This is a genomic window from Corynebacterium sp. HMSC061H03 (genome assembly GCF_001838215.1).
GTDB lineage: Bacteria > Actinomycetota > Actinomycetes > Mycobacteriales > Mycobacteriaceae > Corynebacterium > Corynebacterium jeikeium_D.
This window is the reverse complement of sequence record NZ_KV836073.1, coordinates 114157-127749: the sequence shown is the minus strand read 5'-3', so window position 1 is coordinate 127749 and position 13593 is coordinate 114157. Positions and strand designations below refer to the sequence as shown.

Below are 13593 nucleotides of genomic sequence, written 5' to 3'. Positions count from 1 at the left end.
CTAACCCTCCTTTAACGCTATGCCCACCTTTGTTCGAGCGCGTAAGCGCGTGCTTGTACCTTGGTGGGTTTTGCTGTGCCTGCTGGCATTCATCCAGTCCCCCGGCAAGACTGTCGCTGACACAAAGCACGACCTGACAGAAGACCCCATCGGGTTTTTGTCCGCCTCGCTCAACATGTGGTCAGACACCATGCCGCTGGGACAGCTTCAAAACCAGGCATATGGCTATCTCTTTCCACAGGGCGCATTCTTCGCCCTGTTCAGTTTGCTGCCCGATGTATTAGCGCCCGGCTGGATCATCCAGGCGCTGTGGTGGAGTCTTACTCTCTGCTTGGCTTTTACCGGCGCATATCGCGTGGCTGAAGCTATAAGCGTCGGCACGCATACCTCTCGCGTACTGGCGGCGTTGTTGTACTCGTTGTCGCCGCGGGTGATTACGACGTTGGGCGCGATTTCGTCCGAGACCTGGCCCGTAGCGCTGGCACCGTGGATTCTGCTTCCGCTCCTGCGGGTCGCGGCCCGGCGCGAGGAACTGCCCTGGCGCGCGACTGCCCGCGCCGTATTGCTGTCCGGTCTAGCGGTACTGTGCACTGGCGCGGTCAATGCGGTCAGTACAGCGGCGGCTTGCATCCCCGCAGGTCTAATGCTGCTCTTCTTCGCTTTTACGGGGCCTCGTCGCGGGCGTGCGTGGGCGATGCTCGGCGGTTGGCTGGCTGCGTGTGCAGCGGTCAGCATGTGGTGGATTGTGCCTCTACTACTGCTGGGCAAGTACTCGCCACCGTTTACGGACTACATTGAGTCCTCCGGCGTGACCACTCGTTGGTTGAGTCTCGGCGAAACGCTCCGCGGCTCCACTTCGTGGACCCCGTTTGTCTCTTTCGAGCGAGTCGGCGGAAATGCTCTGGTCGCGGAGCCCATCCTCATTTACGCCACTCTGGCTGTGGCGGCGATTGGTCTGCTTGGCTTGGTCATGCGCTCACTGCCGCTGCGTCGGATGTGGCTGATGATGCTGCTGATCGGGCTTGTCATCGTGGCGGCCTGGACGGAGCCATTCGGGCTGGTGTGGGAATCGGCTCGAGAGGTGCTCGATTCCACGCTCGCAGCAGTACGCAACCTGCACAAATTCGACACAATTGTGCGCCTGCCACTTGTTATCGGCTTCGCTCATGCGACAGCCCAGCTGCCATGGCCGTGGCGAGAGCCGGCGAACGAGCACAAGAACGAGACGGCGAGCGATTCAGCAGCCACTGGCTGGCAGCAGTGGCTGCACCCTGAGAAGCACCCGCGCGCTATCGCATCGATGCTGGTTCTGGTGGTTATCGCCAGTGCCACCGCACCTGCGTGGAGCGCCCGTCTCGCTCCGGCAGGCGGTTTTTCCGAGGTTCCGGGCTACTGGCACGAAGCGGCCGACTGGCTGAATGAGCAGGGCGAGGACACCCGCACGCTGGTGATGCCGTCATCTCCGTTTGCTGATCAGACATGGGGCAATACTCGCGACGAACCGCTCCAGCCGCTTGCCGACGTGCCCTGGGCCGTCCGCGATACCGTGCCGCTAGTACCCCCAGAGGCGATTCGCGGCCTCGATGGTCTGCGCAATTCGCTGACTCGGGGCCGCGAGGTACCGGCACTGGATGCCACCCTGCGCAACAATGGCATCGGCTATGTGCTGGTCCGCCACGACTTGAGAGTTACCTCGAGGGGCGATTCGCTGCGCGCCATCACCTCCACGCTGCAGGACTCCCCGACCATGGAAAAGGTGGCGGAGTTCACGGACGAGGACGGCCATACCGCTATCCAGATTTGGGGCGCGGGCCCGAAGGAGCTGCGCAATCACGCCCTTTCGCCGCGGTTGGTGGACACTACACAGGTGCCGCTGGTCGCCGGTGGTCCTGAAGTGCTCCCGCGGCTTGATGAGGTCGATTCCGATGCCCCGGTGCGCATCCTGTCCGGTAAGAACGCCGGCACTGTCACCGACACTCCCGCACGCCGCGGCCGCAACTATGGTGAAGTCGTCGGAGCGGAGTCGGCAATCCTGGCCGAAGACGAGGACTCATATGTCCGCAACCTCGTTCCGGACTACCCCGTCGCGGGACTGCCACTGACGCAGACAGCAACGGGTCGCGCCACAATTGAGGTTTCATCGTCGGCCTCTGAGCCATACAACGTCGGTGGTGCATCGGCTGACCACTCAGTCAACGCAATGCTCGACGGCGACACCTCCACCTGGTGGGAACCCCTGGCGGGCAAGAGTCAGGCTGAGTGGGTCAAGTTGTCGTGGAAGGAACCGACCGACAACGCAGTGCTCAGCCTGACCGGTGCTCGCGTTCCGGCGCAACTGCGCATCCAGACCGATACGGCTTCCAGCTCCGTACAGTTGGTCCCGGGTGAGACGACTCGCATTCCGCTGCCCGGCGGCAAGACCACATCTGTGCGCATCACAGCAAAGATTGCTCCTGTGGGCTTTGCTATCTCCGAGCTAGGACTGGTGATTCCAAAGCGGGACACTGGCTTCGACGCATTCGAATCCAGCAACCCCGATTCCGATGAAGAGGCGGAACTTTCCGCCGAGGATATAGCAGAGGACCTCACGCCGGTTCGTGTCCCGGTGGTACCGAATTCCTCGTCGCTGGCTCAGCGTTGGGTCTTTGGCCAGGAGATTCACGAGGGCACGCTGGTGCGCCTGTTCACCGTTCCGAAGCCGGTAAAGGTGAAGGTCGATGCTGATACCTGCCGCAGCAGCATCGGAGACCCGTGGGCCAGCCTCCAACGAGGTGACGGTTCTGATCACCGCGAGCTGACCTGTGGTGAAGAGATTGAGCTCTCGCCGGGGCCATGGCGCATCGACGCCAAGTCCGATTGGGTGTCGCTCACCTCGACTGACTACTTTGCGCCGTCAGCCGAGCAGCAGAAAGTCACGCCAATCGATCTGAACAATCCGATTGACGCTGCCGACCACGATCGCATCGTGTGGCTGCCAATCTCTGTCAATGCCGGCCACGAGCTTCGTGTCGGAGGTGCCGCCATGAAGCCGGTAACGGTCTCTGGTTGGCAGCAGGGTTGGACAATTCCGGCTGGAATTGGCGGTGCAGTCGAGCTGACCTACCCACCGCAGCAGACTTGGCGTACTGGAATCCTCGCAGGCGGCGCACTCGCAGCCGTGTACGCGCTGGTCGCTGTGGGGCTGGCTTTCGCTTGGCGACGCTTCGCTCTCACCGCCCCGATTTCCGCATCTTCGCTGGGCAATGACTTGCCGCGGGCGGCTATTGGCATTGCGGCTGCCGCGACAGTGACCCTGGTATCCAGCTGGCCTGGCGTGGTCGTTGCCCTCGTGGTGGTTGCCGCTACCCTTGGTGCGGTTTTCTGGGCACGGAAGCGTGGGGACGTCGTCAAGCCATGGCTGAACGTGCGAAATGCACTAATTGTGGCGCTTGCTGCGACGATGTCGATTGCGGGCTTGGTGCTGGCGGCGAACCCATGGCCAAAGGATGACTACGCCGGTGCCGGCTGGCCGCTTCAGTTACTGCTGACGGCGGCGCTGACGATCGTGGCGTGCTGCTCGATGCTTTCCGGTGGCGGTGCTGATGACGACACCGACAACACCGCTGATTAAAAGCCGTTAGCGGTTGACCCAGACGCGTGCGAAGAAGCGGCGGGCAGGTTCCTCGACGAGCGCGTAGGAGGCGGCGGCCACCGGAATCGACAGTGCGACCGTGACAATGGTGACACTGAGCAGATGTCCGGTGAACAGCTTCACGCCAAGCAGCGGGAATGCAATGGAGAGCATCGCCACGTGCCAGAGGAAGATACCGTACGACCAGCGCCCTAGCGCCTGCATGATGGGGTGTTCGAGGAAGCGAGACTCCGGCGCTATCGTCCAGGGGCCGATGATGGCGGCACCGAAGACCAGACCGCACAGCAGGCGGCGGGTGAATTCCCAGTTGGTGAGCTCGACTAGCCCTTCGGGCCCCAGGTAGGAAGCCAGAACCAGCGCACCAACGGCGATTGCCAGCCACAGCGAACGGCGGCGTGCCCAGCGCTGCATGGTCTCCACCTTCGCGCGGGCGGCATCGGTATCGACGCCCTGGAGCGATTCCAGCTCGGCAAGAATCATGCCAGCTGCGAACCAGGAAAAGTAGGCAATCGGCTGAATATGTGGGTTAACGCCTTCTGGGTACGGCAGTGGCAGGTAGGGCCAGCCGAAGCTCAAGATCGCGAGCAGGGAAATCGCCACTATGCGCCACCCCTGCTGGCGATGCGGGTCCAACCGGCTAAGCCCAATGGCAAACAGCGGCAGCGAGATGTAGAACGCGACCTCCACCGACAACGACCACAGGTGCGTCAACCCACCGTGCAGCGAGCCGGAGAAATACACCTGTGTCAGCGTCAGATTTGTTAGCCAAATCTTGAGATCCGCGCCGCGCCCCACCGGCAGTGCGATGAGCACAATAAGCACTAGCACCCAGTACGCGGGCATAATGCGCGCGACGCGCTTCTTGTAGTACTTCGCCCAGCTCTTCTTCCGTCCGCCGTCGGCATCGGACAATGCTTTACGACGGGGAATTCCGCCGTAACCCGAGCGGTGAGAACGCCACAACAGGAATCCGGACAGCACGAAGAATACGGCCACGAAGAAGTCGAAGCGGCCGAGGATGCGCTCCCACAGGGCTCCCACATCATGCCCGGTCTGGAATGCGACGTGCGTGCCGATGATGCCCATCGAAGCCACAGCTCGCAGGCCCTCCAGCGAAGGCAGGAAGCCTGGGCGGAATGTGGTGGCAGAGCTCGATGCAGTGTTGGATCCCGAGCTGGATGCAGTGTTCGGCGTAGAGTTCGGCACAGAGCTCGACACTGTGTCTTGCCCAGCGTTTGGCGCTGCCGCATATGCCTTGGACGTCATAGTACTTTCTTACACGGATACCGGAATGAGTAAAATCACTTGTATTTTATTATGAAATAAGTCCTGTTCAGGCCGGTTTTTCCAAAACTCTTTTGTTTTCCCGACAAGTTATTTTTAAAAAACACACCACATAACTCCTAACTTCCTGCTAGGTTTTGCAGCAGAAAGTTACGTACAGTTAAAGGACTATCCGCTGATGAAGAGAACTCTCGGACATGCACTGATTATCATCGGTGCTGCATTGATTGTCATTGCCGTCCTTCTGCCAACCTTCCTGGTGCCTCGCCTCCGGGTCATCCCACTTGACACTGTGAGCGACACCATCACGGAGGTGCGCGACGGCACCCTGTTGGACTCCAGCCAGCTGGGCAAGAATGAGCCAACGCCAAACCGCAAGAATGACCCGCGCTGCAAGGCAGAGACGGACGAAGAGAAGCGCGACCTCCCGGTCCACTGCTTCATCAACGACAAGACTCCGATGCAGTCGAAGCGCCACGTTGAGATTGAGGAGCCGGCTGACGACAAGATTGCAACCCTCCAGGTCGGTACCACTCTGCTGCGCGATGACCGCGAAGAGCCGAAGAACCTCATCAATGCGACCCTCGACCGCATCACCGTCGACCGCAGCACTGCGTACCCGGTAGATGACCCGATCTCCAGCGTTGCTATTAACGCACCGCAGGGTGGTTCGGACACCAAGCCGCCGACATTCACCCGTCCGGGCATCCAGTACCAGTTCCCGTTTGGCGCTGAGAAGAAGTCCTACCCGTACTACGACGTCCAGGCGATGCGTAACTTCGAGATTGACTTTGTCGGTGAGGAAACTCAGGATGGCGTCAAGGTCTACAAGTACTCCATGACCATTCCGCCGCAGAACCTCTACGAGTCCCTGACCGAACACTTCACTCGCGACGGCCGCAAGCTCACCGAGGCTGACAAGTCCTCGCTGGCTTCCATGCGCCTGAGCTTCCCGGCTCACAAGTGGGGCCTGGAGGGTGACGACGACGTCGAGCTGGATCGTTACTACACCAACGTCCGTACTGTCCGCGTCGAGCCGACCTCTGGCGTGATCGTCAACGGTACTGAAGAGATGTTCATGTTCTACGCCAAGGACGACAAGGAAGCGGAAGAAATTGCTTCCAAGGCTGGCCGTGAAAAGGAGGCCAAGGAGCAGAACCGTACCGCAATGAAGTACACCGCTCAGTGGGACGAAGGCTCCAAGGGCCGCCAGATGGACCGCGCTAAGGAAGCCCGTAAGTCGCTGACTATCGGTGGCACTGTCGCACCGTGGATTCTCGGTATCCTCGGCCTGGTTCTCATCGTGATTGGCTTCCGTGTTCGCAGCAAGTCCGCCTAAGACGCGAAACTACGGTGCCACAGGCTCTCGCTTACCCTAAGTTTCACTGAGGAAAGCGAAAAATAATTTAATATAGGGCACGTGACAAAACGTTTCCGCACTACTCTGACCCAGTCGGCTCGCTCTCATTCGGAGCGAGTCGCCTGGGTTTTTGTGTTGTCGTGGATTCTCTTGCTGACCACTGCCGTGTGCTGGCCTCTCTTTGTGCCTCACAAGGCCCCGGCTGATGGTCGCTTTGGGGCACCGATGTTTCTGCTGCGCGACATGGTCATCCCCAATCACCCACCGCTTACCGACGCGGCCCTGGGACTCGGCCCCGCTGCGGCACGAGCTGTTCCGCAGGACACCGCACTGTGGGCACTGGGCTACTTTGTGGATGCCAGCCATTGGGTGCGCTTCGGCATGGTGGGCGCCTGTTTGATTGGTGGTCTTGCAGCTGCTGAGCTCGCCCGCAGGTTCACTCGCCACGGCTCGGGCACCAGTAGCGCATCCGGTGCGGGCCTTGTACCCATGACTCCGAGCTTGGCCAGCCAGCTGATTGCACCGACGATGCTGCTCTGGAACCCGTTCGTGGTCGAGCGTTTACTCCAGGGACAGTGGTCACTGGTCATCGCCGTATTGCTACTTCCGGCAGTTGTTCTGGCAACGCAGATGGGTAGTGCCTTGTGGCGCACCAGTGCCATTGCTGCTGCGGGTCTCACACCGACCGGTGCCCTTTTAGCTGGTATCACCGGCATTGTTACCGCTCGCAATAACCGCGACCGCGCTTGGATTGTGGCCACAACAGTAGCGGTCAGTTCACCGTGGCTAGTGGCATCTTTGCTGAACCCGAGTGCAGCTGGGTCCTCCGATGCGGCTGGCGCTGCCGCATTTGCGGCCAGAGCAGAGGCACACGTCGGCACGCTCGGCAGCCTGTTGGGATTGGGTGGCATCTGGAATAAGCAGGCTGTGCCACTGACGCGCGAGGTTGGTTTTTCGGCGATTATGGTGCTGGCACTCCTGGTGCTTATGGGTCTGGGATTCCGTCGTGCCTGGCATTCGCAAGAGCGCTGGCGGGGGCTGATTATCACTGGCGCCACAGCCATCATGCTCGTCGCTCTCGCCGCAACAACGCCGGGCATTTTGATGATGGGTTGGGCGCTGGAGCACATCCCGGGCGCGGGCCTGCTTCGTGATACGCAAAAGTGGATCGCGCTCGCCGTCCCCGCCTATGTCATCCTCGCCGCAAGCGGTGCGGAATACCTGGCACGCCGCGCTCGCGGGGCCACCGCCAATATCGGCCAGTGGTTGGCTACTGGCGTCAGCGCGCTCATCATCATCGCCGCTGTCCCCACGCTGCCCGCCGATGTCGCTCCACTTCGCCCCATTCCGTCATGGGAGGGCTGGTCGGCGGTTTCCGGCGTGGTCGCGCTTGACGACGATCGCGTTGCGGTTCTACCTGCCGGTTCTTACCGCATTATTAATGGGCGTCCTGTCCTCGACCCGGCTACGAAGATTTTGCCCGCTCCGGTGGTGAGCTCTGGCGAACTGATTGTCTCTGGGCAGTCGGTGTCTGGCGAGGGAGCCACAACCGTTGAGCGCACGCTGCTCGGTGGTGCGAAGAGACACGAGGAGCTTGAGTCTGCGCTCCAGAGTCTTCGAGACCAAGGCGTTGGCTGGGTCCTAGTGGAGAATTCGCCCGGCAACTTCGGCGACTCCGCTGACATTGTGGCAGCGTTAGACCCCGTCTATGAAACACCTGACCTGCAGCTATACCATGTCCCCGGCGTTATCGAGCCGGCCACACAACCAAGCCAGGGGGCCTATGCAGCTGCGTGGACAGCCTTTGGAATCTGGACTCTTTGCCTACTCGCTGGGCTGCTGGCGGGGCTACTGACTGGAGTAATGGAAGCGCTACTGCCCCGCCGCAGGTAGCAACTTATCCAGTGTTGGGTTTTCCAAGACATTCAGAACTGCCTCACCGGTCTTGTCCCAGCCAAATTCCGCGGCACGGGCGACGCAGGCCTTGGACATTGCGCGATGCAGTTCGCCGTTATCGAGAATCTGTCGTGTCTTGGCAATCAGGTCAGCTTCATCGCTGGCCAGCAGGCCAGTTTCACCGTCGTTGACCGAATCGCGCAAGCCCGCCGAGGAGCGGTAACCGACCGTCGGCACGCCGTGCTGCGCTGATTCGATGACGGCGAGCCCCCAACCCTCCTTGCGCGAAGGCATCAGGTGCAGACACGCCTTGGAGAGGATGCGGTGTTTATCCGCCTCGGTGACCTGGCCGTGGAAGACGACGTGGTCCGAAACGCCCTTGTCACGGGCATATTCCACGAGGTTGTCGTGCCACCACCCCGAACCAATAACATCGAGAATCGCACCTGGACGATCTTGTACAAGATCTGCAAGCACATCGATGGCGTGCTCAATCTGCTTATGCGGAACCAATCGCGACAGCGTCACTAAATGCGGTGCTGGACCGTCGCACTCGGATAGGTCCGCCATGATTTCGGTCGACTGCAACTCCTCCGGAATCGGGTCCACACCATTGCGGATTACCGCGATGCGCCCCGGCGACACTCCGAGTTCTACCAGTTCAGCGGCACTTGGCTCGGAAACTGTAATGTAGCGGCAGCGGCGGTGAATCATCGGCGACAGACGCGACTCGATGAACCACCCAAGCTTGCTAATAATCGGCCCTGCCACTGGCCACTGTTCGCGGTGGCAGTGATGTGTTAGCAGCACCGTCGGTGCGCCGGAGAAAATCCGCGCGAAAAAGGGGACACCGTTTTGGGTATCGACCACGACATCCGGCTTGCCGCCGAGCACCTTGGCAATTGGCCCCACACCAAATCGCGCCCCCAGCATCGCAGTCCAGGAGCGCACGTAGACGGAGAAGTTTCCACCAGCGCGGGAGAACGTCACGCCATCACGACGCGAATGGGCTGGTGCGCCTGGGTAGTTGGCCGTGCGGAACACCACGGTGTGACCTTGGTCGGCAAGGTAACCTGCGACGCGCTCCAAATAGCGCTCACTACCTCCACCTTCGGGATGACCAGTGTCGCGCCAACACAACAGTAAGATTTTCATAACAATATGAGCCTAACGCTCGGCGCGGCTTTCGTTGCCGCTTTAGCTCAAATCCATACTCCCAAACCCAACCAGTCCATTAGATTGTTTGACGTGACCAGCTTTCGCTTTCCCGCTTTTATCGTCCCGCCCGCTCTGAAAGAGCTGCGCAGCTTTGCTACGCTGTCGCGCTCATTTGGGCTGCTCAACGACTTCAAATACGAGCAAACCGATCCCGATATCTTCTACGGGCACCTTGCCGAAGACACCATCGGCCTCCTAGAAGGCATCGCGGCTGGCGCGGATGGTTCAGTGGGCGCGGTGGATGCGACGGGCACCGTCGGTACGGCGGAGTCGCCGGGCGCAGGGGGCACGTCGTCAAGCGTTACGACGAATACCGCACTGCGTGGCAAGCGCATCCTTGATGTCGGCGGCGGACCCGGGTACTTTGGCCGAGCATTTGCCCAGCGTGGCGTGGAATATTACACCTGTGAACCAGATGTGGGCGAGATGGCGGCGGCGGGTATCAAGCTGGAGTCATCGGTACGCGGATCGGGGCTGGAACTGCCGTTTCGCGATGATGCTTTTGACCTGACATACTCATCGAACGTTGCCGAGCATGTGCCCGAGCCATGGACGATGGGCGAGGAAATGCTGCGTGTGACCAAGCCGGGCGGGCTGGTCGTCTACTCCTACACCATTTGGTACGGCCCATTCGGTGGTCACGAGATGGGGATGACACATTACCTGGGCGGCGACCGCGCGCGGCGCATGTATGAGAAGAAGCACGGCAAGCGACCGAAGAACTACTTTGGCGAGTCCCTGTTCAAGGTCGGTTGCGGTGAAGGGTTGAAGTGGGCGCGCGCTGCGGCGGAGGCTGGCGACTGTGAACTGCTAGCCGCGTTTCCGCGTTACCACCCGTGGTGGGCCTGGTGGATGGTGCACGTACCGGGGCTGCGCGAGTTCGCGGTGTCGAACCTGGTGCTGGTGCTGCGGAAGCGGTAGGGGGCCAGTTTCTCTCGGAGCGTGCTCCCCTGACTTCGTATCGTCTGCCACTAGACTGGGAGCTCAAGCATTTTTACTGATTGAGCGGGGATTTTCACTATGAGCGACGCGGACCGGGCACAGCTGCACAGGACTATTTGGAACATCGCCAACGACTTGCGTGGCAGCGTGGACGGTTGGGATTTTAAGTCTTATGTGCTCGGCATGATGTTCTACCGCTTCATCTCAGAGAAGCTCTCCGAGTACATCGATGACGGCGAACGTGACGCCGGAAATGAGGACGCGGATTACGCTTCCCTTTCTGACAAGGATGCTGAGTGGGGACGCACCAGTATCGTCGAGGAAAAGGGCTACTTCATTTTGCCCTCTGAGTTGTTTACGAATGTCTGCAAGCAGGCGGCTGACGAACATTACCGCGAGAACCTCAATGAGCGACTGCAGCAGGTATTCAAAAATATCGAAGCATCTGCAAAAGGCACCGCTAGCGAAAGCGATCTTCAAGGGCTTTTCGACGACATCAACCTGGACAGCAACAAGCTTGGCAACTCGGTCATCGAACGCAATAACAAGATTTACGAGCTGATGAGGCATATCGGCAATATGCCTCTCACCGTTAAAGCCGATGACAACTCCATCGACCTATTCGGCGATGCCTACGAGTACTTGATGGGCATGTATGCCTCTCAGGCAGGCAAGTCCGGTGGCGAGTACTACACGCCGCAGGAGGTCTCTGAGCTGCTGACCCGGATCACTGTGGTGGGCAAGGATAGCGTGAACAGGGTGTACGACCCGGCTGTTGGCTCCGGTTCGTTGCTGTTGAAGTTCAAGAAAGTGCTTGGCGAAGGCGGCGTCCGCGAGGGCTACTACGGCCAGGAAATCAACCTGACCACGTATAACCTTGCGCGCATCAACATGTTCTTGCACGATGTGAACTTCAACAATTTCGACATTGCGCTGGGCAATACGCTCACTGAACCTGCGCACTGGGACAATCAGCCGTTTGAGGCGATTGTGTCCAACCCGCCCTACTCCATAAAGTGGGAAGGCGATAATAATCCTCTGCTGATTAACGATCCGCGCTACGCACCGGCAGGCGTCCTTGCGCCAAAGTCGAAGGCCGACTTGGCGTTCACGATGCATATTCTCTCGTGGCTTGCGACGAATGGAACAGCCGCAATTGTTGAGTTCCCCGGTGTGCTTTACCGTGGCGGCGCGGAGAAGAAGATCCGCAAGTACCTGGTGGATAACAATTATGTGGATACGGTTATTCAGCTGCCGCCGGATCTTTTCTTCGGCACCACCATCGCGACCTGCATCATCGTGTTGAAGAAGTCGAAGAAGGACAATTCGGTTCTCTTCATTGATGCCTCCGCAGAGTTTGAGCGCAGTGGCAACAAGAACCGACTGAATGACAAGAACCAGAAGAAGATTCTGGATGCCTTCACTGCCCGCGAGGATGTGGAGTATTTCACCAAGCTGGTGCCCGCTGAGGAGATTGCAGAAAACGACTACAACATCGCAGTTTCCTCCTATGTCGAGCCCGAGGACACCCGCGAGGTCATTGACATCGTAGAGCTGAATAAGCAGATTGTTGGCATCGTGGAGCGCCAGCGCCAGCTGCGCGAGGCAATCGATGAGATTGTGGCAGATCTTGAGGGAACCCGCACCGATGTCTGACACGAACGGCGACATGAGCATGGCGTCTGCGGGCGAGCTGGTGATGTTCCGCACGGACGACGGCGCTACTCGCATTGAGGTACGGCTTGTCGACGAAACCGTCTGGCTCACCCAGGCCCAAATGGTGGAGCTGTTTCAGTCGTCGAAGGCGAATGTCTCCGAACATATTAGGAATGTGTTTGCGGAAGGCGAGCTGCCCAGGTCAGAGGCAACTGTTCGGAAATTCCGAACAGTTCGACTCGAAGGCTCAAGGGAAGTTTCGCGCGAGCGGGAGCACTACAACCTCGACGTGATTATCTCCGTGGGCTACCGAGTGAGGTCCTTGCGGGGTACTCAGTTCCGACAGTGGGCGCTAGGCGTTTTGCGCGAATACCTGATTAAGGGCTTCGCCATGGACGATGAGCGCCTGAAAGAGGGCGGTGGCGGAACATACTGGCGTGAATTGCTGGAGCGCATCCGCGATATTCGCTCTAGTGCGAAGGTCATTCATCGCCAGGTTCTAGATTTGTACGCCACCAGCGTGGATTACGATCCGCGGGCCGCTGTGAGTAAGCAGTTCTTTGCGACGGTCCAGAATAAACTTCATTTTGGTGCTCACGGCCACACGGCAGCCGAGGTGGTTTTCGAGCGTTCGGATGCCACAAAGCCAAACATGGGGTTGACCAATTGGAAGGGCGAGCGCATCACCAAGGCTGAGGTGGAGATTGCCAAAAACTACCTTGCCGAGGACGAGCTAAAACGCCTGAATACCTTGGTTTCTGCCTACTTCGATGCGGCAGAGTTCCGTGCCCAGATGCACCAGCCGACGTATATGGCGGACTGGATGGATCACCTCACCACAATGATTGCGGCCATGGGTGGCAAGTCCTTGGAGGGAGCAGGAACGGTTTCCCACCGCCAAGCGATACAGAAGGCCCATGCGGAATACGAGAAGTACAAATCAGTGATTGATACCCAACCGAGTGGTGTGGAACGGGACTATCTCAAGGAAATCACTGCAGTTCAGAAGCAGATCCAGCAACCACCGAAGGAGCAGAAGTGAACCAGATCGAAAAACTCATCGAGGAACTCTGCCCGAATGGTGTGGAGTACAAACCGCTGGGCGAGGTTGGCACTTTCAGTCGTGGTGGCGGACTCCAGAAGAAAGACTTCACCGAAAGCGGTGTCGGCTGTATTCACTACGGCCAGATTTATACCCACTACGGAATCTGGGCTACGGAAACTAAGTCATTTGTCAGCGATGACTTCGCTGCGAAGAAGCGGAAGATGCTGCCTGGTGACGTTTTTATCGCTACCACTTCTGAAAACGATGAAGATTTGGGCAAAGCCACGGCTTGGCTGGGCACTGAGGAGATTGTTACAAGCGGAGACGGTTATATCTTCCGACACAGTATGAATCCAAAGTTTGTTTCATACTTCTTTAATAGTTCACTTTTCCATCGATCAATCGAACGCTGGATTACCGGAACAAAAGTTCGTCGTATTTCTTCAGCAGCAATGTCAAAAGTGATGACACCATGCCCTCCGATTGAGATACAACAAGAAATTGTAAAAATTCTCGATACCTTCCAATCGCTGGAAGCGGAGCTGGAAGCGGAGCTGGAAG

General features: G+C 59.0%; 9 protein-coding genes. 7 read left to right on the top strand and 2 right to left on the bottom strand.

Translation table 11 applies throughout. From position 1 onward, the window contains the following. Positions 1–19 precede the first annotated feature (19 nt). Positions 20–3610 carry an alpha-(1->3)-arabinofuranosyltransferase domain-containing protein gene (locus HMPREF2787_RS06500; RefSeq protein WP_070858831.1) on the top strand — a complete coding sequence of 1197 codons (3591 nt, stop codon included), beginning with the start codon at positions 20–22 and terminating at the stop codon, positions 3608–3610. 6 nt (positions 3611–3616) lie between these two features. Here HMPREF2787_RS06500 and HMPREF2787_RS06495 read toward each other — a convergent pair whose 3' ends face one another. Beyond that, complete coding sequence (locus HMPREF2787_RS06495) at positions 3617–4897, bottom strand: acyltransferase family protein (protein ID WP_049193188.1); 1281 nt, start codon at positions 4895–4897, stop codon at positions 3617–3619. A 196-nt stretch (positions 4898–5093) separates the two neighbouring features. Between HMPREF2787_RS06495 and HMPREF2787_RS06490 the strand changes: the two genes are divergently transcribed. Further along, positions 5094–6254 (top strand): cell envelope lipid trafficking protein PgfA, encoded by a 1161-nt coding sequence (locus tag HMPREF2787_RS06490; RefSeq protein ID WP_048734381.1) that lies wholly within the window; start codon positions 5094–5096, stop codon positions 6252–6254. An 81-nt stretch (positions 6255–6335) separates the two neighbouring features. Beyond that, positions 6336–8168: an MmpA family trehalose lipid delivery protein gene (locus HMPREF2787_RS06485; RefSeq protein ID WP_070858830.1), complete on the top strand. Its 1833-nt coding sequence runs from the start codon at positions 6336–6338 to the stop codon at positions 8166–8168. Here HMPREF2787_RS06485 and HMPREF2787_RS06480 read toward each other — a convergent pair. Continuing rightward, positions 8148–9326 carry a glycosyltransferase family 4 protein gene (locus HMPREF2787_RS06480; RefSeq protein WP_070858828.1) on the bottom strand — a complete coding sequence of 393 codons (1179 nt, stop codon included), beginning with the start codon at positions 9324–9326 and terminating at the stop codon, positions 8148–8150. The genes HMPREF2787_RS06485 and HMPREF2787_RS06480 overlap by 21 nt on opposite strands. A gap of 93 nt (positions 9327–9419) precedes the next feature. Between HMPREF2787_RS06480 and HMPREF2787_RS06475 the strand changes: the two genes are divergently transcribed. From HMPREF2787_RS06475 to HMPREF2787_RS06460, 4 genes are all read left to right on the top strand, one after another. Then, positions 9420–10310, top strand: a complete 891-nt coding sequence (locus HMPREF2787_RS06475; RefSeq protein WP_224784015.1) for a class I SAM-dependent methyltransferase — start codon at positions 9420–9422, stop codon at positions 10308–10310. 99 nt (positions 10311–10409) lie between these two features. Continuing rightward, positions 10410–11987, top strand: a complete 1578-nt coding sequence (locus tag HMPREF2787_RS06470; RefSeq protein ID WP_070858826.1) for a type I restriction-modification system subunit M — start codon at positions 10410–10412, stop codon at positions 11985–11987. Further along, on the top strand, positions 11980–13029 hold the full coding sequence (locus HMPREF2787_RS06465) for a virulence RhuM family protein (RefSeq protein WP_070546541.1): 1050 nt from the start codon (positions 11980–11982) through the stop codon (positions 13027–13029). The genes HMPREF2787_RS06470 and HMPREF2787_RS06465 overlap by 8 nt, the downstream gene beginning before the upstream one ends. Next, positions 13026–13593 (top strand): restriction endonuclease subunit S (locus HMPREF2787_RS06460; protein ID WP_141763275.1); only part of this gene is annotated, 568 nt, incomplete at its 3' end. The genes HMPREF2787_RS06465 and HMPREF2787_RS06460, both read left to right, overlap by 4 nt.

What these genes read in the sequence shown, in the direction of transcription:
- HMPREF2787_RS06500 (WP_070858831.1), top strand. Translation starts at nt 20, where the DNA reads ATGCCCACCTTTGTTCGAGCGCGTAAGCGCGTGCTTGTACCTTGGTGG.
- HMPREF2787_RS06495 (WP_049193188.1), bottom strand. Translation starts at nt 4,897, where the DNA reads ATGACGTCCAAGGCATATGCGGCAGCGCCAAACGCTGGGCAAGACACA.
- HMPREF2787_RS06490 (WP_048734381.1), top strand. Translation starts at nt 5,094, where the DNA reads ATGAAGAGAACTCTCGGACATGCACTGATTATCATCGGTGCTGCATTG.
- HMPREF2787_RS06480 (WP_070858828.1), bottom strand. Translation starts at nt 9,326, where the DNA reads ATGAAAATCTTACTGTTGTGTTGGCGCGACACTGGTCATCCCGAAGGT.
- HMPREF2787_RS06470 (WP_070858826.1), top strand. Translation starts at nt 10,410, where the DNA reads ATGAGCGACGCGGACCGGGCACAGCTGCACAGGACTATTTGGAACATC.
- HMPREF2787_RS06465 (WP_070546541.1), top strand. Translation starts at nt 11,980, where the DNA reads ATGTCTGACACGAACGGCGACATGAGCATGGCGTCTGCGGGCGAGCTG.